General features: G+C 30.2%; 19 protein-coding genes. 12 read left to right on the top strand and 7 right to left on the bottom strand.

What is annotated here, in order from left to right; all coding sequences use genetic code 11:
• Nucleotides 1-5: 5 nt before the first annotated feature.
• Entirely contained in the window at nucleotides 6-1,013 is a 1,008-nt protein-coding gene (gene murB, locus Q1A46_RS17995) for a UDP-N-acetylmuramate dehydrogenase (RefSeq protein WP_299682241.1), read from the bottom strand.
• Between the two features lie 6 nt (nucleotides 1,014-1,019).
• The gene (locus Q1A46_RS17990; protein WP_299682238.1) at nucleotides 1,020-2,210 is read right to left on the bottom strand and encodes a pyridoxal phosphate-dependent aminotransferase; all 1,191 of its coding nucleotides are present in this window, start codon (nucleotides 2,208-2,210) and stop codon (nucleotides 1,020-1,022) included.
• A gap of 183 nt (nucleotides 2,211-2,393) precedes the next feature.
• Here Q1A46_RS17990 and Q1A46_RS17985 point away from each other — a divergent pair, with 183 nt between their 5' ends.
• Nucleotides 2,394-3,737, top strand: coding sequence for a retropepsin-like aspartic protease (locus Q1A46_RS17985; protein WP_299682235.1), 1,344 nt, complete (start codon nucleotides 2,394-2,396; stop codon nucleotides 3,735-3,737).
• Nucleotides 3,738-3,791: 54 nt separating this feature from the next.
• On the opposite strand, the gene Q1A46_RS17980 is transcribed toward Q1A46_RS17985, so the two are convergent.
• Nucleotides 3,792-4,187 carry a DUF1573 domain-containing protein gene (locus Q1A46_RS17980; RefSeq protein ID WP_299682232.1) on the bottom strand — a complete coding sequence of 132 codons (396 nt, stop codon included), beginning with the start codon at nucleotides 4,185-4,187 and terminating at the stop codon, nucleotides 3,792-3,794.
• A gap of 189 nt (nucleotides 4,188-4,376) precedes the next feature.
• Between Q1A46_RS17980 and Q1A46_RS17975 the strand changes: the two genes are divergently transcribed.
• The 4 genes from Q1A46_RS17975 to Q1A46_RS17960 all read left to right on the top strand — a co-directional run bounded on the left by Q1A46_RS17975 (nucleotide 4,377) and on the right by Q1A46_RS17960 (nucleotide 12,453).
• Complete coding sequence (locus Q1A46_RS17975) at nucleotides 4,377-7,016, top strand: valine--tRNA ligase (protein WP_299682229.1); 2,640 nt, start codon at nucleotides 4,377-4,379, stop codon at nucleotides 7,014-7,016.
• A 218-nt stretch (nucleotides 7,017-7,234) separates the two neighbouring features.
• Nucleotides 7,235-10,747, top strand: a complete 3,513-nt coding sequence (locus Q1A46_RS17970; RefSeq protein ID WP_299682225.1) for a nitrate reductase — start codon at nucleotides 7,235-7,237, stop codon at nucleotides 10,745-10,747.
• Nucleotides 10,744-12,171, top strand: coding sequence for a rubredoxin (locus Q1A46_RS17965; RefSeq protein ID WP_299682222.1), 1,428 nt, complete (start codon nucleotides 10,744-10,746; stop codon nucleotides 12,169-12,171). Before Q1A46_RS17970 ends, Q1A46_RS17965 begins: the two co-directional genes overlap by 4 nt.
• A gap of 120 nt (nucleotides 12,172-12,291) precedes the next feature.
• Nucleotides 12,292-12,453 (top strand): hypothetical protein, encoded by a 162-nt coding sequence (locus Q1A46_RS17960; RefSeq protein ID WP_299682219.1) that lies wholly within the window; start codon nucleotides 12,292-12,294, stop codon nucleotides 12,451-12,453.
• Between the two features lie 69 nt (nucleotides 12,454-12,522).
• Here Q1A46_RS17960 and Q1A46_RS17955 read toward each other — a convergent pair whose 3' ends face one another.
• Genes Q1A46_RS17955 through glp form a run of 3 tightly spaced genes read right to left on the bottom strand, consistent with a single transcriptional unit; the run spans nucleotide 12,523 to nucleotide 14,628 of the window.
• Entirely contained in the window at nucleotides 12,523-13,098 is a 576-nt protein-coding gene (locus tag Q1A46_RS17955; RefSeq protein ID WP_299682216.1) for a molybdenum cofactor guanylyltransferase, read from the bottom strand.
• A complete protein-coding gene (locus Q1A46_RS17950; protein WP_299682213.1) occupies nucleotides 13,085-13,435 on the bottom strand; it encodes a winged helix-turn-helix domain-containing protein in 351 nt (116 codons plus the stop codon). The genes Q1A46_RS17955 and Q1A46_RS17950 overlap by 14 nt, the downstream gene beginning before the upstream one ends.
• Nucleotides 13,436-13,437: 2 nt before the next feature.
• Entirely contained in the window at nucleotides 13,438-14,628 is a 1,191-nt protein-coding gene (gene glp, locus Q1A46_RS17945) for a gephyrin-like molybdotransferase Glp (RefSeq protein ID WP_299682210.1), read from the bottom strand.
• A gap of 221 nt (nucleotides 14,629-14,849) precedes the next feature.
• On the opposite strand from glp, the gene Q1A46_RS17940 reads away from it, so the two are divergent.
• From Q1A46_RS17940 to Q1A46_RS17910, 7 genes are all read left to right on the top strand, one after another.
• Nucleotides 14,850-15,581, top strand: a complete 732-nt coding sequence (locus Q1A46_RS17940; RefSeq protein WP_299682207.1) for a Crp/Fnr family transcriptional regulator — start codon at nucleotides 14,850-14,852, stop codon at nucleotides 15,579-15,581.
• 253 nt (nucleotides 15,582-15,834) lie between these two features.
• Nucleotides 15,835-17,214 carry a CmpA/NrtA family ABC transporter substrate-binding protein gene (locus Q1A46_RS17935; protein WP_299682330.1) on the top strand — a complete coding sequence of 460 codons (1,380 nt, stop codon included), beginning with the start codon at nucleotides 15,835-15,837 and terminating at the stop codon, nucleotides 17,212-17,214.
• A gap of 26 nt (nucleotides 17,215-17,240) precedes the next feature.
• Complete coding sequence (locus tag Q1A46_RS17930; RefSeq protein WP_299682204.1) at nucleotides 17,241-18,347, top strand: ABC transporter permease; 1,107 nt, start codon at nucleotides 17,241-17,243, stop codon at nucleotides 18,345-18,347.
• An 11-nt stretch (nucleotides 18,348-18,358) separates the two neighbouring features.
• The gene (locus Q1A46_RS17925; RefSeq protein ID WP_299682201.1) at nucleotides 18,359-19,201 is read left to right on the top strand and encodes an ABC transporter ATP-binding protein; all 843 of its coding nucleotides are present in this window, start codon (nucleotides 18,359-18,361) and stop codon (nucleotides 19,199-19,201) included.
• Nucleotides 19,202-19,220: 19 nt separating this feature from the next.
• On the top strand, nucleotides 19,221-20,039 hold the full coding sequence (locus Q1A46_RS17920) for an ABC transporter ATP-binding protein (RefSeq protein WP_299682198.1): 819 nt from the start codon (nucleotides 19,221-19,223) through the stop codon (nucleotides 20,037-20,039).
• Nucleotides 20,040-20,051: 12 nt separating this feature from the next.
• On the top strand, nucleotides 20,052-21,335 hold the full coding sequence (locus Q1A46_RS17915) for an alginate export family protein (protein WP_299682195.1): 1,284 nt from the start codon (nucleotides 20,052-20,054) through the stop codon (nucleotides 21,333-21,335).
• A 436-nt stretch (nucleotides 21,336-21,771) separates the two neighbouring features.
• Nucleotides 21,772-22,932, top strand: coding sequence for a M12 family metallopeptidase (locus Q1A46_RS17910; RefSeq protein WP_299682192.1), 1,161 nt, complete (start codon nucleotides 21,772-21,774; stop codon nucleotides 22,930-22,932).
• Nucleotides 22,933-23,040: 108 nt separating this feature from the next.
• Here the strand turns inward: Q1A46_RS17910 and Q1A46_RS17905 are convergent, their stop codons facing one another.
• Nucleotides 23,041-23,715, bottom strand: a complete 675-nt coding sequence (locus tag Q1A46_RS17905) for a response regulator transcription factor (protein ID WP_299682189.1) — start codon at nucleotides 23,713-23,715, stop codon at nucleotides 23,041-23,043.
• Between the last annotated feature and the right edge of the window lie 100 nt (nucleotides 23,716-23,815).

Here is a 23,815-nt window from a genome sequence, read left to right as displayed (position 1 = left end):
ATTTATTAGATGATATTTACCTCTATTTCAAGGTCAATGTTAAAATTTTCTTTGATTGTAGTTTGTATTTTTTGAGCAAGTTTGTAAATGTCTTCACCAGAAGCATCTCCATAGTTCACTAAAACTAAGGCTTGCTTTTCATGAACACCATAATCACCAAAACGTTTTCCTTTAAATCCACTTTGTTCAATTAGCCAACCAGCAGGAACTTTAATTTCAGTTTCAGATATTGGATAACTAGGAATATTTGGAAACTTATCTTTTAAATTTTCAAAAAGACTTTTAGAAATTACTGGATTCTTAAAAAAACTACCGCTATTTCCAATTTCTTTAGGGTCTGGGAGTTTCGATTGTCTAATTGCTATAACAGCATCAGAAATATTTTTAATCGTTGGATTCGTAATGTTTTTAGAAGCAAGTTCAGTTTCAATAGCACCGTAAGAAGTATTAAGTACATGATCTTTTTTTGTAAGTTTAAAACTTACAGAAGTAATAATATACTTTCCTTTAACTTCATTTTTAAAAATAGAATTACGATAACCAAATTTACAGTCTGCATTCGAAAATTGAACTAGTTTTCCTGTTTCAATCGAAACAGCTTCTACTTTTGTAATTACATCTTTTACTTCAACACCATATGCACCTATGTTTTGAATAGGACATGTACCTACGTTACCTGGAATTAAAGATAAATTTTCAATTCCACCATAGTTTTGATCAATGCACCATAAAACAAAATCGTGCCAGTTTTCCCCAGCATTTACTGTAAGATAAACTGAGTTTTCATCTTCTCTATCAATACAAATTCCTTCAGTATTAATATGAACTACTAAATCTTCAATATCTTTAGTCAATAACATATTACTACCTCCAGAAATTAAAAAAATAGATTTTTCTTTCAATACAAGTTGTTGAAGTTCATGAACAGAACGAATAGAAATAAAACGTTTGGCATTAACATCAATGCCAAACGTGTTATAACTTTTTAGTGATATATTTTGTTGAATTTCCAAATGAAATTATTTATTGTAAGCTTCTAAAGCTGCTTTTAAAATAGCAACACAACGTTTTAAATCTTCTTTGTTTAAAACATAGGCAATACGAACCTGATTTTTTCCTTCTCCTTTAGTTGAGTAAAAACCTCCTGCAGGAGCAACCATTACTGTTTCGTTATTATGATTAAAACTTTCTAAAATCCACTGTGCAAAATCTTCCGAATTTTCAACTGGTAATTCAGCAATACAATAAAAAGCACCTTTTGGTTTGGCAACTTTTACACCTTCGATTTTTTCTAGTTCAGAAATTAATGTATTTCTACGTTCTACATATTCTTCAATAACATCATCAAAATAACTTTGAGGCGTATCTAAAGCTGCTTCACTAGCGATTAAAGCATAAGTAGGCGGGCTTAATCTTGCTTGTGCAAACTTAATAGCAGTTTGAACAAATTCTTCATTTTTAGAAACAATACATCCGATTCTTGCACCACACATACTATAACGTTTAGAAACAGAATCAATAACAATAGCATTCTTGTCTAAACCATCTTCTTTTAAAATAGAGTGATGTTCTTCCCCGTCGTAAGCAAACTCTCTATAAACTTCATCGGCAATTAAAAATAAATCGTGTTTAAGAACAATTTCTTTTAATTTTTGAATTTCTTCTTTGCTATATAAATATCCAGTTGGATTTCCAGGATTACAGATTAAAATTGCTTTTGTTTTTGAAGTAATTAACTTTTCAAAATCCTCAATCTTAGGTAAAGCAAAATTATCGTCGATAGAAGAAATTACTGGAACTACTTTTACACCAGATGCAATAGAAAAACCATTATAGTTCGCGTAAAAAGGTTCTGGAATTATAATTTCATCACCTGGATCTGTAATACTACCAATGGTAAATAATAAAGCTTCAGATCCACCTGTAGTAGCAATAATATCATTTGCAGTTACAGAGATACCATTTTTAGCGTAATAGTTAGAAAGTTTAGCTCTATATGTTTCAGAACCTTCAGATCGAGCGTAAGATAATACTTCTATATTATTGTTTTTTACAGCATCTAATGCTACTTGAGGAGTTTTAATATCAGGTTGCCCAATATTTAAATGAAAAACTTTTACACCTCTTTTTTTAGCATCTTCCGCAAAAGGAACCAGTTTACGAATTGGTGATTGCGGCATTGAATTTCCTTTGTCAGAAATTGATGGCATAATTAGAATTTTTATAGTTGTTTTATAGTGAGCAAAGTTGCAAAAAATATATTTAAAATAACATAATCTTTCACCTTAAAAAAGCTACTTTTCGTCGAAAGAAAATGGTTAAAAGTATCTTAAAATGTAACTGATTAGCGAATTTGATTGTATATTGAAAAGTTGAACATAAAAATTACTAGCTTGAAGAAGGTATTACTCTTTTTTCTAATTTCCTTCATTACCAACTCAATTCCCGCCCAGGGAAAATTTCAGTTTTTTGGTAAGAATAATGTAAAACAGAAGGTTAAGTTTAGAAATATTAACAATTTAATCGTAATTCCGTTAGAAATAAATGGTAGGGAATTGTCATTTATTTTAGACACAGGAGTAAATAAAACTATTTTATTTAATCTTAGTCAGAATGACAGTGTAGGTTTAAAAAACATAGAAAAAATTAAACTAAGAGGATTAGGGAATCAAGAAGCTGTTCAAGCTTTATTGTCAAAAAATAACCATTTCCGAATTAATGATATTGTAAATTCCAACCAAGACTTGTATGTGATTTTAAGAGACAGTTTTAATATGTCTTCTAAAATGGGCGTAACCATTCATGGAATAATTGGTTTTGATTTATTGAAAGATGTAATCTTAAAAATAGATTATAATAATCAGATATTAACTTTTTATAATCCAAAAAAATACAAATTAAAAAAATGTGGAAGGTGTGAAGAATTCCCTTTAGAATTTTATCGAAGTAAACCTTACATAAATGCAGTAACTCAAATTGATACTATAACTAATGAAAAAATTAAAACAAAATTACTTATAGATTCTGGAGGAAGCGATGCTATTTGGTTATTTGAAGGAACTCATAAAGGAATTAAAACTCCTAAAAAATACTTTAAAGATATTTTAGGAGAAGGTTTAACAGGAAGTATTTATGGGAATAGAAGCAGAATAGCAGAATTCAGATTAGGGAAATTTGTAATTCCAGAGCCTACAGTTTCTTTTTTAGATACTACATCTACAGTGAATGCAAGGGAATTTAAAAGTAGAAATGGAAGTATTGGAGGTAATATTTTAAAACGTTTTAAAGTTTGGTTAGATTATCCTAATAGAAGAGTCATATTAAAGAAAAATGGATCTTTAAAAAGAGGATTTTATTATAATATGAGTGGTTTAGTTGTAGTTTATTCTGGGAAAGACTTAATTAAAGAAGAAGTAGAACAGAAGAGTTTTAATTCTTATGGGATTGAGAATAATAGTTCCACCAAGTCAAATGTATTTTCAGTGGTTACAACATATAAATATGAATTTAAACCAGCTTATAAAGTACATGAGGTTATTAAAGATTCACCAGCATATCATGTTGGTTTAGTAAAAGGAGATATAATTAAGAGAATCAATGGAAAGCCAGCATACCAATTTTCATTAGATGAAATTAATGGAATCTTTAGTTATAGACCTGGTAGAAAAGTTGTGTTAGGGATAGAAAGAGATGGAATATATTACGTTTACAAATTAAGATTAGAACGAAGGATATAAAAAAAGAGTTCCAAAATTTGGAACTCTTTTTTTATATCTCGTAAGTTTACATTATTACATAGAAGATTTTTCTACTTTAGCTTTAGCGTCTTTTACAATGTAACCTTTAATCTTTAACATTTTTCTCTCTTGCTTAGCGTTAGAGTAAACTGTGATAGCTTTAGAGAATCCACCTGGTCTTTTAGTATCGTAAGAAACTTCGATTCTACCTTTTTCTCCTGGCATAATTGGTTTCTCTGGTTTACTCGGTACTGTACAACCACAAGTCGACTTAATATCTTTTATAATTAATGGAGCATCACCTACGTTAGTAAATTCAAATACTCTCTTACCTTCAGAACCTAATGCTACTTTTCCGTAGTTAATTACTTCTGTTTCAAATTTAAATTCCTGAGCATTTACAGACAAAGTAATGAAACATACTGCGATAATTGATAAAATTGTTCTCATAATGTTAAAATAATTGTTTAGGGATTTTCCTATGTTTACAAATTTAATATAATTTTTTAGTTATAAAAAAATCAACATCTAAATTTTCAATACATGATTAGATAGTTGTATTTTTGTCAACTATATTTCAAAAATGATGCCAAAAATCATTTTTATAATCTATAAACAACTTGATTAACAGGAGAGCATATGAAAATTTCACCTAAATACAACGCCAGCGAAATAGAAAGCAAATGGTACGATTACTGGATGAAAAACAATTATTTTCATTCTGAAGTGGATGAGAGAGAACCATACACAATTGTAATACCACCACCAAATGTCACTGGAGTCTTACATATGGGACATATGTTAAATAATACAATTCAAGATGTATTAATTCGTCGTGCTCGTTTGTTAGGTAAAAATGCTTGTTGGGTTCCAGGAACAGATCACGCTTCTATTGCTACTGAAGCAAAAGTTGTAGCGAAATTAAAAGAAGAGGGAATCAATAAAAATGATTTAACTAGAGAAGAGTTCTTGAACCACGCTTTTGAGTGGAAAGATAAATATGGTGGAATCATTTTAGAGCAATTAAAAAAACTTGGAGCTTCATGTGATTGGGAACGTACTAAGTTCACAATGGATGATGATATGAGTGAAGCAGTAATTAAGGTTTTCGTAGATCTTTATAATAAAGGATTAATTTATCGTGGATTTAGAATGGTAAATTGGGATCCTGAGGCTAAAACTACATTATCTGATGAAGAGGTGATTTATGAAGAGCGTCAAGGAAACTTATATTATTTAGAATACGATATTGTAGGTTCTGATGAAAAAGTAACCATTGCAACTACGCGTCCTGAAACTATTTTAGGAGATTCAGCAATTTGTATTAATCCAGAAGACGAGCGTTTCACGCATTTAAAAGGGAAGAAGGCGATTGTACCATTATGTAATCGTGAAATTCCAATTATTGAAGACAGTTATGTGGATGTTGAATTCGGAACAGGATGTTTAAAAGTAACTCCTGCACACGATGAAAATGATAAGGTTCTTGGTGATAAGCACAATTTAGAGGTAATCGATATTTTTAATGAAGATGCTTCTTTAAATTCTTTTGGTTTACATTATGAAGGTAAAGATCGTTTTGTAGTTCGTAAAGAAATAGCCAAAGAGCTTGAAGAGAAAGGATATTTAGTAAAAGTAGAACAACACACTAATAAAGTTGGAACTTCTGAAAGAACAAAAGCAGTAATCGAGCCTAGATTATCTGATCAATGGTTCTTAAAAATGGAAGATTTAGCGAAGCCAGCTATTGAAGGTGTATTAGGAGAAGATAGAGACGTAAAATTATATCCTAGAAAGTTTGAAAACACGTACCGTCACTGGATGGAAAACATTCGCGATTGGAATATTTCTCGTCAGTTATGGTGGGGACAACAAATTCCTGCGTTCTATTATGGAGATGGTAAAGAAGATTTCGTAGTTGCAGAAACTAAAGAGAAAGCTTTAGAATTAGCAAAAGAGAAAACTTCTAACGCAAATCTTCAAACTTCAGATTTAAGACAAGATCCAGATGTTTTAGATACTTGGTTCTCATCTTGGTTATGGCCAATGTCTGTTTTCGATGGAATTAGAAATCCAGAGAATGAAGAAATCAATTATTATTATCCAACAAATGATCTAGTAACAGGTCCAGATATTTTATTCTTCTGGGTAGCACGTATGATCATTTCAGGATATGAATATAAAGATACTCGTCCGTTTGAAAATGTATATTTAACAGGATTAGTACGCGATAAACAGCGTCGTAAAATGAGTAAATCATTAGGGAATTCTCCTGATGCATTAAAACTTATTGAAGAATACGGCGCAGATGGAGTACGTGTTGGTTTATTATTAAGTTCTGCTGCTGGAAACGATTTATTATTTGATGAAGCTTTATGTCAACAAGGTAAAGGTTTAGGTAATAAAGTTTGGAGTGCATTTTACTTAACATCTATTTGGGAAGTTTCTGAAGAAATCGAGCAACCAGAGCATAGTAAAATAGCTATTGATTGGTATAAGACTAAATTACAAAAGACTTTAGCAGAAATTGAAGATCATTACAGTAAATATCGTTTAAGTGATGTAATCATGAGTATTTACAAATTAATTAATGACGATTTCTGTGGTTGGTTATTAGAAGCTGTAAAACCAGCATATCAACAACCAATTGATAAGAAAACTTATGATGAGGTAATTGCTATTTTTGAAGATAATTTAAAGGTATTGCATCCTTTTATGCCATTTATCACAGAAGAGATTTGGCAGTTAATTTCAGAAAGAACAGCAGAAGAAGCTTTAATTATAGCAAAGTATCCAGCAATTAATGAAGTTAAAGATTCTTCAATTATTGAGGAGTTCGATTTTGCAACAAGTATTATTTCAGGAATCAGAACGATCAGAAAAGAAAAAAATATAGCTTTTAAAGAAGTTATAGAACTTTATGTAGTAAATAATGAAAATTCTACAAAGAGTTTTGATAGTATAATTAAAAAGCTTGTTAATATTTCTGAAATTAATTACGTACAAGAAAAAGTAGACGGAGCTTCATTCAGAGTAAAATCTAATGAATATTTCGTGCCGATTTCTGCTGATAGTATTAATGTAGAAGAGGAAATTAAAAAGATAACTGAAGAGTTAAACTATACTGAAGGTTTCCTAAAATCAGTACAAAAGAAGCTTTCTAACGAAAGATTTGTAAATAATGCACCAGAGCAAGTTGTAGCAAATGAAAAGAAGAAAGAAGCTGATGCATTAGCTAAAATAGAAACATTAAAAGCAAGTTTAGCGTCTTTAGAATAGTCGATTAAACTTTTCTTATAATTTAAGACCAAAAAGAATTTTTGTAATTAAAACAAAATCTCTTTTTGGTCTTTTTTTATTTTTCACACTCTTTTTTTATCAGGTTTGTAATTTTATACTGGCTTTATTTCGTGATGTTTAATTCTTTTCAGTTACGTATATATTTATTTAAAAATTAAGTATAAATACTTAGATTTGTTTAGTAATGTATTTGTATTATGGAATTTAAAACAACATGTTCTTATTGTGGTGTAGGGTGTGGAATTAAAGTAAAAAAAGGTAATAATGATAAGGTTCATGTTACTGGTGATGAAAACCATCCTGTAAATAAAGGAATGTTGTGTTCCAAAGGAATGAATTTACATTATGTAGTAAACGATCAATCTGATAGAATTCTTTACCCAGAAATGCGTTGGAGTAGATCGCATCCAAGAGAACGAGTAAGTTGGGACGATGCTTTAGATCGAGCAGCAAAAGTATTTAAATCAATTATCAAAAAACATGGTCCAGATAGTGTAGGTTTTTATGTTTCTGGTCAGAGTTTAACAGAAGAATATTACATAGCAAATAAACTTACAAAAGGTTTTTTAGGAACTAATAATATAGATACAAATTCTAGATTATGTATGAGTTCTGCTGTTGTTGGTTATAAAAAAACATTTGGTGAAGATAGTGTGCCTATAGCTTATGCAGATATAGAATTAGCTGACTGCTTTTTAATTACTGGAGCAAATCCGGCTTGGTGCCATCCTATTTTATTTAGAAGGATAGAAAAGCACAAAGAAGAAAATCCAGATGTAAAAATTGTTGTAATCGATCCTCGAAAAACAGATTCTGCAAATTTTGCTGATTTACATTTACAGTTACTTCCAGGAACAGATGTTATTTTATACAACGCTATTGGTCAGTATCTTATTAAAAGAGGTTTAATAGATGAAGAATTCATTAATAAACACACAGAAGGCTTTTCTAAGTATAAAGATTTAGTGTTTTCTACTTCAATAAAACAAGCTTCTAAATTATGTGGTGTCCCAGAAAAAGATATTAAAAAAGCAGCGAATATTATCGGAATGTCTAAATCTTTTATCAGTATGTGGGCAATGGGATTGAATCAGAGTGTTATAGGTACAGACAAAAATGTTTCGTTATTAAATTTATCGTTGATAACAGGGCAAGTTGGAAAGCCAGGTTCGGGACCGTTTTCTTTAACAGGTCAACCTAATGCAATGGGAGGGAGAGAAGTAGGCGGAATGGCAAATTTGTTAGCTGTACATAAAGATTTAGGAAATGAAGAACACAGAAGAGAAGTAGCACAGTTTTGGGGAGTCGATAAAATTTCAGAAACTCCTGGGTTAACTGCTACTGAAATGTTTGAAGCATTAGAAAATGGAAAGTTAAAAGCAGTTTGGATTGTTTGTACTAATCCATTAGTTAGTTTACCAAATTCTCATCAAATAGAGAGAGCGATGCAAAATGCAAAGTTTGTTGTTGTTCAAGATATTTCATATAAATCAGATACAGTTGAATATGCTGATTTAGTTTTGCCAGCTGCCGGTTGGTTAGAGAAGGAAGGAACAATGACAAATTCTGAACGAAGAGTTTCTTATTTACCAAAAGTTATAGATTCACCAGGAGAAGCAAGACCAGATGTTGAGATTCTTTGTGATTTTGCACAACGAATGGGATTCAGAAGTTTTAATTATAATGAAACAAGTGAAATTTATGACGAATATGCTTCGATGACAAAAGGAACTAATATTGATATTTCTTATTTAAATTACGACAGATTAAAAACTGAAGGAACTTTTCAATGGCCAGTTCCAGAACACAGGCATCAAGGTACTGCAAGATTATTTCAAGATAAAAAATTTTACACTCCATCACAAAAAGCAAAGTTTAATTTACCAGTTTCAAATCATAATCCTGTTTTAGAGATGGATCCTAAGTTTCCATATATTTTAACTACAGGAAGAGTTAGAGATCAATGGCATACAATGACTAGAACAGGTAAGGTTTCACGTTTAAAAACACATTATCCTACTCCTGTACTACAAATTAATCCGGTAGATGCACATTTAAGTAGAATTAATGATGGAGATATTACTGAAGTAAAAAGTAAAAATGGACTTGTTAGAGTTCGAGCTAAGGTTACAGATGATGTTAAAAAAGGTGTCGTTTTTTTACCAATGCATTGGGGAAAACAGTTGCAAAGCGATTTAAATAGGGCAAATAATCTTACCAATACTTTAGTAGATCCAATTTCCAAAGAACCTGATTTTAAATTTACAGAAGTAGCTATTTCAAAGTACATAAAAAAACCAGAAAAAATTATAGTAATTGGAGCTGGAGCAGCAGCATTTAGGTTTGTTCAGAATTATAGAGAGAATAATGATTATGATGAAATTCATGTGTTTTCTAAAGAGTCTAATCTTTTTTATAATCGAGTTTTACTTCCAGAGTATGTTACAGAAGAATTATCATGGGAACAATTACTAAAAATAAAAAGATTAGAATTAGAAGAGTTAGATCTTAAATTGTATCCAGAAACTTCAGTTTCTAAAATAGATAAAGAACAAAAAATAATAATCGATAGTAAGGGGAGGAAACACAATTTCGATAAATTAATTATAGCAACAGGAAGTAGAGCTTTTATTCCTAGAGATGTACAAATTGATTTGCCAGGTCGATTTACAATGCGAAGTAAAATAGATGCAGATCGATTTAAAACGTATTTAGATGCTACTAATTTGCCGCCAGAAGAACAACATGTAGTTATTGTAGGTGGTGGTTTATTAGGTTTAGAATTAGCAGCAGCAATGAAGTATAGAAATGTTAAAATTACTATAGTTCAGAGGGCTTCTCGTTTAATGGAACGTCAATTAGATCTGGTATCAAGTAAATTGTTGGCTTTAGATGTTCAAGAACGCGGAATTCAAATTTATTTTGATAACGAAGTAAATACTGTATTTGATGATGAAGATACAGGAGATTTAAATATAACTTTAAAGAGTGGAAAACTTATTACTGCAAATGCAATTGTATACGCTATTGGAACAAAACCCAATATAGAAATAGCAAAAGAGAATGGAATAGATTGTGGTAGAGGGGTTATTGTAAATGAATATTTACAATCTTCACATCCAGATATTTTTGCAATTGGAGAAATAGCTGAGTTTAATAATCAATTATTTGGAATTACATCTGCAGCAGAAGAACAAGCTGCAATTTTAGCTAATTATTTGGCAGGTGATGTTAGTAGTATGTATAAAGGATCTGTTTTAATGAACATTCTTAAGTTTAATGATTTAAGTTTATGTTCAATAGGAAATGTATTAATTCCAGAAAACGATCATAGTTACGAAGAAATTATATTTACAGATACGACTAAACGTTATTATAAAAAATGTATTGTTAAAGACGATTTACTAGTTGGAGCGGTTTTAATGGGAGATAAGAGTGAATTCGCAGAGTTTAAAACTCTTATTGAAAGTAAAATTGAAATGGCAGATAAAAGAGACACTCTCTTAAGAGGAAGTTCTGATGCTAAACCTGTTTTAGGAAAATTAGTTTGTTCTTGCAGTCAGGTAGGACAAGGAAATATTGAAGAGGCTATTGCATCTGGTTGTACAGATTTTACAGAATTATGTAACCAAACAGGAGCTGGTTTAGGTTGTGGTAGTTGTAAAACAGAAGTAAGAGAAATATTACATAACGCCAAAACTTTAGTATGAAAGAATTAAATAGATTATTAATTAGTGGAGGTGTACTTTCGCCAGGAGAATTAAAAAATATTTGTGAAGCAGCAGAAGCTATGGGAATGAATGAGATTTCGTTCGGTTCTCGTCAAGATATTATTTTTCCAAAAGAAATAGATGAAAAACTTTTGGAACAGTATCCAAGTTTACATGTTGTAAATCCAAATGAAGAACCAACTCAAAATATAATGTCTTCATATGTTTCTTCAGATTTATTTCACAGTACTTCTTGGTTAATTAGCTCGCGTTATCTATATATTTTAGAACAATTTAAATATCAACCTAAATTACGTATAAATATTACAGATCCTAAACAAAGATTAGTTCCTTTGTATACTGGAAATATCAATTTTATAGCTTCAGAAAATGAAGATTATTGGTATTTGTATGTTCGTTTGCCAGAATGGAGAAAAACTAAAATGTATCCTGCTTTAATTTATAGTTGGGATTTACATAAAGTGGCTAAAGCTATAGAAGAAATCTTAGTTGAAGAGCCTGAAAATATAGAAACTGTTTTCGAATTAGTTAATGATGCTGTAGAAACAAATAATAGAACGGTAGATAAACCATTAGAAGTTCCTTTTCATCCTTTTCCTTATTACGAAGGTATGAATAGGAGAGAAGATAAATATTGGTTAGGTTTATATTGGAGAAACAATTTATACGATACTACTTTTTTAAAGAGTATGTGTGATTTGTGTTATGAAAATAAGATTGGTAAAATATCGTTAACGCCATGGAAGTCTTTTATAGTAAAAGGAATTCCTGTGGAGGCTAAGTTAGACTGGGAAAAGTTACTAGGTCGTTTCGGAATTAATGTACGTCATTCAATGTTAGAATTAAATTGGCATTTACCTGTTGATGATAAAGAAGCATTGAGTTTAAAAAAGTACTTAGTTTCTAATTTCGATCAGAATGATATTAGTACATACGGTCTTACATTTGGAATTACTAATTATGTTAATAATCCATATCGATTTACAGCTATTGTAATAGAAAAAAATAAACAGCCAGAAGTAATAGGTGATTTTGTGATAAGAGATTCTTATAATTTACTTTTTGCTAAAAACTTCGATCCAAATACGCAAGAATATATCATGTACGTTCAAGATGTAGATAAGGTTGAATTACCTGGTCTTTTAATGGAGTTAAGTAAATTGTATTTTGAGCAACTAGGTACAGAAAAAGAGTCAACTACAAGTAAATCTAGTAAAAAAGCAACTTTAGAAGAAGAGATTTATCAGTGTGAAGAGTGTGATACCGTTTATAAAGATATATACGGAGACATTACACAAAACATTTTACCTAATACACCATTTTTAGCATTGCCATCTTCATATTGTTGTTCTACTTGCGAAGCTCCAAAGTCTAGTTTCATAAAAAAGGTTTTGGTGAAATAAGTTTTTTTTAAGGATATATTTAAAATAATTTAATGTTTATTGAATTTTAACTAATCAAAAAATAGTTTTGTTGATTTTTTTTCTATTTTTAGTCTTATTAACCTTTTAAAATCTAAGAATATGTTAAAAAAAGTAAATCAATTAGGAAAGTCACTTACTAAAGAAGAGCAAAAATCTGTAAATGGAGGATTACGTTTTCCAATAGGTTGTCAAACAAGAAGAGATTGTTTCTTTGTAGATTATGCAGCTGTATGTATTAACAATAGATGTGTTTTTCTTTAAAAAAACAGTAAGTAAAATATAATAGCATTTAAAGAGGGTATTCAAAATTAGAATACTCTCTTTTTATTTTCATTTAATAATTTTAATTGTTTTAAAATCTTCTTTAGTATTTATATTCTGAATGTAAATAGCTTCTTCTTCTGAAAGAATTATGTTTTTAGGATTACATTGTTTAACAACAGATTGTAATCTTCTGGTTTTGTTTTTAATTGCTTTTTTGAAAATAGTAACACAAGATTTTTGATACAAAGCTGTTAAAGGGGTGTTTTTATTTTTAAATTCAAATTGAATCACTTGATGTTCATCATTTTCAATATTTATTAATTTCTTTAGGATTTTAGTTTGAATTAAAGGAATGTCACAACTTAAAATAATAGCAAACTTAGTTTTAATATTAGTGAGTCCAGTGTAAATTCCAGCAACAGGACCAAAATCTTGAATATAATCAGGAATTCTTTTGTAACCTAAATCATCATGTTTTTCATTTTTAGAAATAATAATAATTTCAGTGGTAATTTCTTTTAAGGCATAAATACTATGTTCAATAAAAGTTTTGTCATTAAAAATTAGATGACTTTTATCGGTTCCCATTCTAGAACTTTTACCTCCAGCTAAAACAATACCTGTAATATTACTTTTCTTCATCTAATTTTTTTAAAGCTTCTAATTCTTGATCTAAAAATGACCAACAGTTTTTATTAATTTGATCAAATATTTTAATTAAATCTCTACCATATTCAGTAAGTTGTGTTCCACCACCACCTTTACCACCAATAGAATTTGTAGTTATATGTTGTTTCCCAGAAGTATTCATAGAGTTAAGTAAATGCCAAGCTTTTTTGTAGGATAGTTGTAGCGCTTTTGCAGCCTTCGATAAAGATCCTACTTCGTCAATCGCTTTTAAAAGTTGTATTCTACCTTCTCCTAAAAAAACGCGATCATCAACTTCAATCCAGATTCTACTTTTTATTTTGTAATTCATGTTTAAAAAGGGAGTAAAATGATTTCTACAGAATCATTAATTTCTACAAAGTTTATATGTTCTGGTAAATAAATTAATGCATTAGCAAAGGCAAATTTTTGTAACATAGCTGAACCTTGTTGTTCTAAAATGGTAACATTTCCGTTACTATAATTTGCTTTTAAAAATTCCGAACGATTTCCTTTTTTTCTATAGGAGTTTAATATTGATGTTTTTTTTCTAGGTAATTCAATTTCTGATTTACCAACGAATTTTTGAAGCGCAATATTTACATAAGTATAAAAACAAGTTAATGCTGCGGCTGGGTTACCAGGTAAACCAAAAATTTGAGTATTGTTTTTTATACCGTAAAAAAAGGGTTTGCCTGGCTTTTGATTCACTTTATAGAGTAGTTCACTCACATTAAGTTCATGTAAAGCTTTGTAAATAAAATCATATTTTCCAACAGAAATTCCTCCCGATATTAAAAGTAAATCATGGTTTTTTATAGCATTACTAATTGTAGAAAGTGTATCCTCATAATCATCCTTTATTTTATAAACTGTAACATCGTAAAACTTTAGGTTGTATAAAGCACTTGTGAGCATTTTAGAATTACTTTCATAGATTTCACCATAAGCTAGTTGTTTACCTGATTCCACTAATTCATTACCTGTTGAAATAATTGCAATACTTGGTTTTTGAATCACTTTTATTTTGTCGATACCTAAGGAATACAGAAAACCAACCACTGCAGGATTAACTTCAGTATGTTTTTCTAAAGCAATTGTTCCTTTTTTAACTTGTTCTCCTTTTAACCGAATGTTCTTAAGAGGAGTAATTTCTTCTTTAATTTTTATTGAATCATTACTTAATAAAGTATTCTCTTGCATAATAACAGTGTTTACGCTTTTTGGAACAGGAGCGCCTGTTAAAACTCTTATAGCTTCACCTTTATTTAAATGATAAGTTTTAGTATCTCCAGCTTTAATTTCACCAACGATATCAAATTTGTTTTGGTTTTTCAAGTTGGCAGATAAACATAATCCATAACCGTCCATAGCAGATTGATTAAAAGGAGGTAAATCAATAGGTGCTATTATATCTTCAGCAAGTAAATAACCATTTGCTTTTTCTAATTTTTTTTCTGAATAATTAGAACTTATTTTACTGTGCTTTTTTATAATTTGTATAGCATTTTCAACAGAAATCATAAACTATATTTTCGTTATATCTTTATAAACATAATGAAAATAGATGGTTAATTTTTAGCTGATTAAAAGTAAAATTTAATTACTACTGATATCATAAAAAAGTGTGTTTCAAAATGAATTATTAAAAAAATAGAACCCTTATTTTAATAATTTGAGAAAAATGAAAACCAGATTATTCAGAACAAGTATTATTACGTAATTTCCACACTTAATTTTAGCTTTTGAATACAAAAAACAACACTACTAATTCGAATTATTCTTGTCAAAACTGTTTAAATATTAACTGTTTAATATATACTAATCGTAAGAATCAAAATGTTTCAAAATTCGTTGAAAACAAAAAGCTTTTACGATGTAAAAAAGGCCAGCAGTTTATAATGGAAGGAGCAATGGTAAATGGCTTATTTATTATATTAGAAGGTACAGCTAAAGTTTTTAGAACAGGAATAAATGGTAAAGAACAAATCGTTCGGTTTGCTAAAGATGGAGAAGTTGTAGGTCATCGCGGATTTGGAACAGAAGAATCATATCCAATTGGAGCTGTTGCATTAGAGGATACTTTATTATGTTATTTTTCTAAAGAGCATTTGCAAGAAGCGTTGTTAAGTAGTGCTAAACTATCTTATGATATGATGTTGTTTTATGCTAATGAATTAAATAGAAGTGAAAGTAAGGTGAAAACAATATCTCAAATGACAGTTAGAGAACGAGTTATTGATACTTTGCTATACATTAATAGAAAATTTGGAACTACAAGTGGTTATTTGAACTTGTTGTTAACTCGTAAAGAATATGCAGATTATGCTGGTACAACAGAAGAGCAGGTAATTCGTACCTTTTCTAGTTTAAAAAAAGAAGGTTTTATAGGAGCAAGAGGAAAAAAGATAAGTATTCTAGATGTAGAAGGATTAAAAGCAGAAATTAGTCAGCATAACTTTTTTTTAGATAGCTAATTGTTAATTTTTTTAGTGCGTGAAATAGAAATGTTGTTTACTTATGTAAGCAACATTTTTTTTTATACGTATTTCTGTTATTCCTAAAACTACGTATTTATTGAGGTTTTTATTAAAACCTGCGTTTTGTCAGTTTTTATTATGGTTTAAAAAGATATTTAGCTATGGTTATTATCATGAGTTATCTAAAAGAGTACGTATATATTTGTTTAAACTAAGTATTAATACGTATAAAAACTCATCAATGAAAAAAATGAAAACTATACTAAAGAGAACAATTTCAGTAATAACATTAGCTGTTTTATTGAATTCTTGTGGAGGTAAAGAAAAAAAAGAAACAAAAGCCGAAACAAAAGAAGAAGTTAAAACTACTGGTTTAGAAATTGAAAAACCTCAATTGACTTTTGGTTTTATAAAGTTGACTGATATGGCACCATTAGCAATTGCTAAGGATAAAGGTTATTTCGAAGATGAAGGATTATTCGTGTCAGTAGAAGCGCAATCAAATTGGAAAAATGTTTTAGATAGAGTTATTGATGGTCAATTAGATGGATCACATATGTTAGCAGGACAACCAATTGCAGCTGGAGCTGGATTCGGTAGACAGGCTGAATTAGTTACTACATTTTCTATGGATTTAAATGGAAATGGTATTACAGTTTCTAATGATGTTTGGTCTAAAATGAAACCGAATGTATCGAAAGATGAAGATGGAAAACCTATTCATCCTATAAAAGCAGAAGCTTTAAAACCTGTGATTGCTGAATACAAAAATTCAGGTAAAGCTTTTAAAATGGGAATGGTGTTTCCGGTGTCAACACATAACTATGAAATCCGTTATTGGTTAGCTGCAGTAGGAATTCATCCAGGAATGTATACTGCAGAAAATGTTCAAGGGCAAATTGATGCTGAAGTTCTATTATCAGTAACTCCACCACCACAAATGCCTGCTACTTTAGAATCAGGAACTATTTATGGATACTGTGTAGGAGAGCCTTGGAATCAGCAAGCTGTTTTTAAAGGAATTGGTGTTCCTGTAACTACAAATTACGATATCTGGAAAAATAATCCTGAGAAAGTGTTTGTAATGACTAAGAAATTTATTGAAGAAAATCCAAATACAGCAATAGCAGTAACTAAAGCATTAATTAGAGCTGGAAAATGGTTAGATCAACCAGAAAATAGAGCAGAAGCTGTAAAAATATTATCAAAACCTCAATATGTAGGAGCTCCAGAATCTGTATTGGCTAATTCAATGACAGGAACTTTCGAATTTGAAAAAGGAGATAAAAGACAAATGCCAGATTTTAATGTGTTTTATAAGTATAACGCAACATATCCATTCTATTCAGATGGAATCTGGTTTTTAACTCAAATGCGTCGTTGGGGGCAAATCCCTGAAACTAAACCTGCAAATTGGTATTCAGAAACTATTCAGAAAATTTATAGACCAGATATCTGGAAAAAAGCTGCTGACTTGCTAGTGAAAGAAGGAAAAATACCTGTTGAAGATATTCCTCAAACAGACGGTTACAAACCTGCCACTACAGACTTTATCGATGGAAAAAAGTTTGATGCTAAAGATCCTTTAGGGTATATCAATAGTTTCTCAATAGGAAATAAGGATAAATAAAATAAAATTCAAAAAACATATAGATCATGAAGCAAAGTGTAACAGTAAATCAACCAGCAGAAGCTAAATGGTTAAAAGTAATAAGAGCTTTTTTTACTAAAGTTAATATTAAAAAACCTGCGTTTAACTTGTCATCATTATTAAAGAAAGTGGGTATTCCTTTAGTTTCTATAGCAATATTTATCGGGATATGGCACTTAGGAGCGGAAGCTTTAAAGCAAAGAGAAATTAACTACAGGATAGAAAAAACACTTACAGATCAAGGTGAGTCAGCTGCAGCAGCTTTAAAAGCTTGCTTTGCTTCAAATGAATCTACATGTCAAACCAATACATTACCATCTCCAAGTCAAGTATGGAGTTCAATTCTAACTTTAATTGCAGATCATTATGTAATTAAACAAGATAAAGAAGCTTTTGCAGAAAAAACAGCTGCAGTTAATGCAAAGCGTGAAGCAGCAGGAAAAGATCCAATTGTATATACAGGAAGACCATCTTTTGTAGATATAGTAATAACGAGTCTTAAAACTGTATTTGCAGGGTTTTTATTAGCGTTTTTTATAGCAGTACCAATTGGAATTGTAATCGGATTAAGTGATAAATTAAGAAATGCTTTTAATTGGTTTATTCAAATTTTTAAACCAGTATCTCCTGTGGTTTGGTATTTATTAGTATTCATGATTGTAAAAACATTATTAATTGGTACAAGTACAGATAATTCATTTGTAATTTCTTTTATAAGTGTTGGTTTGTGTGCAATGTGGGCTACTTTAGTAAATACAGCAGTTGGAGTTTCAACAGTAGATAAAGATTACATAAACGTAGCAAAGGTTTTAAAATTAGGACCATTACAAAAAGTATTTAAAGTGATTTTACCATCGTCTTTGCCGTTAATTTTTACTGGTTTACGTATTACATTATCTGTGGCTTGGATGGTTTTAATAGCTATTGAGTTATTAGCGCAAAGTCCAGGTTTAGGTCTTTTCGTTTGGGAAGAATTTCAAAATGGAGCAAACGATTCTAATTCAAAAATTATTGTAGCCATGTTTGTGATCGGTATTATTGGATTCCTTTTAGATCGATTCATGTTAACTATTCAAAACATGGTTTCATTCAATAAAAGTGAAGGAATTTAAAAACGTGAGATATGGCATATTTAGAGTTAAAAAATATATACAAAACTTATGGTGAAGGCGAAAATGCTACAGAGGTTTTATCAGATATAAATTTATCTATAGAAGAAGGGGAATTTGTAGCTATTGTAGGGTTTACTGGTAGTGGTAAAACAACTTTAGTAAATTTAATAAATGGTTTATTAGAACCTACAAGCGGAGAGGTATTGTTTAAAGGAGAGTCTGTTAAAGGAACAAGTCATGAACGAGGAGTGATTTTTCAAAATTATTCATTATTACCGTGGCTATCTGTAGAACAAAATGTATTAATGGCTGTTAAAGAAGCTTTTCCTAAAAGAGGAAAGTCAGTTTGGAAAAGAAAAGCAGCGCATTATATAGAAATGGTAGGATTAACTCCAGCAATAAATAAACTTCCGAAAGAATTATCTGGAGGAATGCGTCAGCGTGTTGCTGTGGCTCGTGCTTTAGCAATGAAACCAGATATGATTATTATGGATGAACCTTTAGGAGCTTTAGATGCATTAACTAGAGGGAATCTTCAAGATCAAATCTTAAAAATTTGGGGTAAAGACAAAAGAACAGCATTATTAATTACAAATGATGTTGATGAAGGAATTTATATGGCTGATCGAATTATTCCATTAAGACCTGGACCAAATGCAACATTGGGGCCTGAGTTTAAAATAGATATTGAACGACCTCGAGATAAAACAGATTTAAATGATAATCCTGTGTATAAAAAAACTCGAAACGCAATTATAGAATATCTAATGGATATAGGAGAAGAACGAAAATCTGAACAGCAAAATACATATGTATTACCAGATTTAATGCCAAAGAGTTTTGTAAAAGTCTAATTTAATAAAAAGATTTAAAATGAGTATATTAGAAGCAGAAATAACTCAAAACACCCCCGAAATAGAAACTAAAGAGTTAATGTTGGATTTAAAAGATCTTAAAAAAGTTTATCCAACACCTAAAGGAGATTACATAGTTTTAGAAGATTTGAATCTTCAAATCATGAAAGAAGAGTTTGTAACCATTATCGGTCATTCTGGATGTGGTAAAACAACCATGCTTTCTATGATTGCAGGTTTAAATGAAATTACTGGAGGAAGTATATCAGTATTAGGAAATCCAATAAAAGGTCCGGGTCCAGATCGAGGAGTAATCTTTCAAGCTCCAAGTTTAATGCCTTGGATGACTTCATTACAAAATGTGTTGTTAGGAGTAAATCAAGTATTCCCACATGCAACTAAAAAGCAACGAAACGATATTGCAAAGTATTACTTACAAAAAGTAGGTTTAGAAGATGCTTTTAACAAAAAAGCAAATGAATTGTCTCAAGGAATGCAACAACGTGTTGGTATTGCAAGAGCATTTGCTATTAAGCCTAAAGTATTATTGTTAGATGAACCTTTTGGAATGTTAGATTCTTTAACTAGAGGTGAGTTGCAAGATATTTTGATAGAAATTTGGAATAAAGAAAAAATAACAGCTGTTATGATTACTCATGATGTTGATGAAGCAATTTTTTTAGCAGACAGAGTGGTAATGATGACAAGTGGGCCAAAAGCAAAAATTGGAGATATTTTGAATATCGATTTTGAAAGACCAAGAACAAGAAAAACAGTATTAGAACACGACGATTATTATAAATATAGAAAACATTTAATCGATTTTTTAGAACATTAAAACTGAAAAAGTATGAGAAGCAAACTATTATTATTAGGTATAGTATTTACAACTTTTAGTCAATTTGTAAACGCACAGTTTACTTTAGATGGAGAGTTTAGACCACGTTTAGAGTTTCGTAACGGATTTGGAACATTAATAACCGAAAATTCTGATCCTGGCTTAGGAGTAGCAACAAGAGCTAGATTAAATGCTGGATATAAAACAGATGCGTATAAATTTTATCTTAGTTTACAGGATGTTTTTGTTTGGGGAGAAAACAGACAAATTTTACCTAACGATGCTAATAATTCATTTGCTATTTTTCAAGCATGGGCAGAAATTAATCTAGGCGGAGGTTTTTCTACAAAGTTAGGTAGACAAGTTCTTTCTTATGACGATCAAAGAATTTTAGGTGGTTTAGATTGGGCTCAGCAAGGAAGAAATCACGATGCTGGTTTATTAAAGTATAAAAAAGGAACATTTAAAGCAGACTTTGCTTTAGCGTTTAATCAAGATAACACAACTCCAGGAGGGTTTCAATCAGAAGGTACAGCATTTACAACCACCGGTTTTTTCACCTATAAAACAATGCAAATGTTACACGTACATAAATCATGGACAGATTTCTCAGGGAGTGTATTGTTAATGAATAATGGGTTTCAAAAAGGAGCTACTGTAGGTGGTGTTTTTCAACCTCAAGAAGGAAACAATAATTTGCAAACTTTTGGTACTCACTTAAAGTATAAGAAAAATAAGTTCAGTGTAGCTGCAAATGCGTATTTACAAACAGGAGAAAGACAAGGCGATGTTGAGGTTAGTGGAGCTTATTTACTTGGATTAGATGTGAACTACAAAGCATCACCAAAAATTGGAGTAGGAGCAGGATTAGAAATTATTAGCGGAAGAACAGATGATACTGCAGCATTTTTTCCATTGTACGGAACGAATCATAAATTCAATGGTTTTATGGATTATTTCTACGTAGGTAATCATGCAAATTCTATTGGATTATTCGATATTCATGCAAGTGCTAATTTTAAATTAGATGATAAAGCAAGTCTTATGGTTAAGATTTTAAATTTTAGAGGAGAGCAAGAATTAGCAAGTGGAGAAAAATCTTTAGGAACAGAAGTAGATTTAGTTTACAAAAGAAAGTTTAAAGGTTTTGCAATTGTAGCAGGATATTCTCACATGTTTGAAAGTGATGGTATGTATGAATTAAAAGGTGTTGCTGAAGCAGATGTTGCAGGAACTCAGAATTGGGCTTGGGCTATGTTAGTACTTAAGCCAAAGTTTTTAAATGGAACTAAATAGTAAGATTTAAAAATTAACTTTTAGAAGTCAACAATTATTTAGATAAATAATTTGATTTATATGTTTTGGATTAAGGAGAGATTACTCATTAAAAAGAGTAGTCTCTTTTTTTTGTTTATAAGATTCATAATAAAAGATGTTTTAATTAAAGATTATTTAAAATAGAATATTTGTTTAACATAAATTTTACTTTAAAAAATAGAATTTAACTTTTAAAAATAAAACAATAAAAAACTGGTTTTCAGGTGTTTGTTTTGATTTTTATTCTTTTTGTGTTGTTTTTTTATTAAAATCTAACAGATGTTATTTCTTTTATTTTTTAAACAATAATTAACAATTTAGCGCATTATGTAAGTGAATTATTTTTTTTTAACGATTAAAGCTGATAATTGTTAAAGAAGTTATTATAAAACCAATTAAAAATAACCCTTTCATTATGAAAAACTTTAAACTCCCATTTTTAGCTCTGGCTAGTTCTTTATTAATCTTTTCGTGTCAAAGTGAAGATTCGAATGATTTAAATGAAGTAATTCCACCAGAAGCAACAACAATTAGCCCTGAAGAAGCATTTCCAGCATTAAGTGGAAGAGTGCAAACTATGTACTACGGAACAAGTAAAGTAAACGTAGAAAAAGTAAACGATGTATATGTATTAGATGGAGATATTCTTTTTGATGCGAACCAATTAACTGAAACTCCAGCTGAAGTTGGGGAACCTTCTCCAATAGAAGTTTTAGGAAGATCAGTTGGTAGAACAGGAGGAAGATGGAGAAATAATACAGTATATTATTCGGTAGAATCATCTTTAGCTAACAAAAGCCGTGTAACAGATGCGATTGCTCACTGGGAAAGAAATACAGCTTTAAGATTTGTTCAAAGAACAAACCAATCAGATTATATCTATTTCAGAACTGGTTCAGGATGTTCTTCTTTCGTAGGTAGAAGAGGAGGTCGTCAAGATATCAACTTAGCTACAGGTTGTACAACAGGTAACACTATTCACGAAATTGGACATGCAGTAGGTTTATGGCATGAGCAAAGTAGAAAAGATAGAGATACTTATGTAAATATCAACTTCGAAAATATTGTAGATGGTCGTTCATTTAATTTCCAAACTTATGTACAACAAGGTAATGATGGAGATGAGTATACTTCAACTTTAGATTTTGGATCTATTATGATGTACGGACCAACATTCTTCTCTAAGAACGGTCAACCAACTATTGAAAAGAAAGATGGTTCTAGTTATACTATCCAAAGAAATGGTTTATCTGCTGGAGATATTCAAGGAATTAATCAAATGTACCCTGCTTCAACTGGTGGTGGAGATATTTGTGCAGGTGTATCAGCTTATGTAAGTGGAAGAAGCTACAGCATTGGATCTAGAGTAACTTTCCAAGGTTCTTTATACGAAAGAGTATCTGGCGGATGGAATAACTTAGGTCAATGTGGTTCTCAAAGTGCAGACATTTGTGACGGTGTATCAGCTTATGTAAGCGGAAGAAGTTACAGTGTTGGATCAAGAGTAACATTCCAAGGGTCTTTATATGAAAGAGTATCTGGTGGATGGAATAACTTAGGTCAGTGTGGATCTTAGTTAGATTAACAATAAAGGAAAGAAAGTAAGTAAGTAGACAATAAATCCTTATCCCAATCCTAATTATTAAAATGGATATAGGTTGCCCGAAAGGGCAGCCTTTTTTATTTATATAAGGTTGTATTCATTTGCTTTCTGATTTAGCTCCATGATATTTTTTACATTGAGTTTTTTCATCAGATTAAAACGATGTACTTCAACAGTTCTCTTACTAATTTTAAGTTCTTCTCCAATATCTTTATTGTTTTTTAACTGTAGGACTAGCTGAAGTATTTGTGTTTCTCTTTTAGTTAATTTAAAAGGATTTTCAGATTTTTTTGAAGTTGTATTAGGTTTCTGAGTTGTTTTTCCATTCACAAAATTATTCATGATAATATCTGAAACATCACCTGTAAAATACTTATCTCCAGAAGCAATTTTATGTAAAGCTTTTAAGAATTCTTCTTTACTAGAACCTTTTAACAAATAACCATCTGCTCCTGCTTGAATAGATTGTACAACATACTCCTCAGAATCATGCATAGAAAGAACCAACGTTTTAATATCTTTTTCAGCGTGTTTTTCTTTTAAAATAGTTACTAACTCTATTCCTGTCATTTCAGGCATGCGAATGTCAATAATTAAAACAATAGGAGTAGTAATACTTTCTATAATCTGTAAAGCATCTTTTCCATTAGAAGCTTCGTTTATTACTTTAATATCATTTTGATCTTCTAATAATGCTCTAATTCCGTCTCGAACTAAAACATGATCGTCTACTAAAACAACATTAATAATTTCCATAGATCTATTAATTTATAAACAAATATACTTAGAAACTATATATTATGCTTAGATAAATACGTAGTGAAAATCCTAAATAATAAAATATAGAAAAGAAAAA

The sequence above is a fragment of the uncultured Tenacibaculum sp. genome, assembly GCF_947502995.1.
Classification (GTDB): Bacteria; Bacteroidota; Bacteroidia; order Flavobacteriales; family Flavobacteriaceae; genus Polaribacter.
Note: the sequence above shows the minus strand (reverse complement) of the source record. Positions and strands in the feature narration are given on the sequence as shown.

Coding starts and splice junctions, on each gene's coding strand:
- Q1A46_RS17915 (WP_299682195.1), top strand. CDS start 20,052: ATGAGAAGCAAACTATTATTATTAGGTATAGTATTTACAACTTTTAGT.
- Q1A46_RS17955 (WP_299682216.1), bottom strand. CDS start 13,098: ATGAAGAAAAGTAATATTACAGGTATTGTTTTAGCTGGAGGTAAAAGT.
- Q1A46_RS17965 (WP_299682222.1), top strand. CDS start 10,744: ATGAAAGAATTAAATAGATTATTAATTAGTGGAGGTGTACTTTCGCCA.
- Q1A46_RS17925 (WP_299682201.1), top strand. CDS start 18,359: ATGGCATATTTAGAGTTAAAAAATATATACAAAACTTATGGTGAAGGC.
- Q1A46_RS17920 (WP_299682198.1), top strand. CDS start 19,221: ATGAGTATATTAGAAGCAGAAATAACTCAAAACACCCCCGAAATAGAA.
- Q1A46_RS17930 (WP_299682204.1), top strand. CDS start 17,241: ATGAAGCAAAGTGTAACAGTAAATCAACCAGCAGAAGCTAAATGGTTA.
- Q1A46_RS17970 (WP_299682225.1), top strand. CDS start 7,235: ATGGAATTTAAAACAACATGTTCTTATTGTGGTGTAGGGTGTGGAATT.
- glp (WP_299682210.1), bottom strand. CDS start 14,628: ATGATTTCTGTTGAAAATGCTATACAAATTATAAAAAAGCACAGTAAA.
- Q1A46_RS17905 (WP_299682189.1), bottom strand. CDS start 23,715: ATGGAAATTATTAATGTTGTTTTAGTAGACGATCATGTTTTAGTTCGA.
- Q1A46_RS17990 (WP_299682238.1), bottom strand. CDS start 2,210: ATGCCATCAATTTCTGACAAAGGAAATTCAATGCCGCAATCACCAATT.
- Q1A46_RS17910 (WP_299682192.1), top strand. CDS start 21,772: ATGAAAAACTTTAAACTCCCATTTTTAGCTCTGGCTAGTTCTTTATTA.
- Q1A46_RS17950 (WP_299682213.1), bottom strand. CDS start 13,435: ATGAATTACAAAATAAAAAGTAGAATCTGGATTGAAGTTGATGATCGC.
- Q1A46_RS17960 (WP_299682219.1), top strand. CDS start 12,292: ATGTTAAAAAAAGTAAATCAATTAGGAAAGTCACTTACTAAAGAAGAG.
- Q1A46_RS17980 (WP_299682232.1), bottom strand. CDS start 4,187: ATGAGAACAATTTTATCAATTATCGCAGTATGTTTCATTACTTTGTCT.
- Q1A46_RS17935 (WP_299682330.1), top strand. CDS start 15,835: ATGAAAACTATACTAAAGAGAACAATTTCAGTAATAACATTAGCTGTT.
- Q1A46_RS17975 (WP_299682229.1), top strand. CDS start 4,377: ATGAAAATTTCACCTAAATACAACGCCAGCGAAATAGAAAGCAAATGG.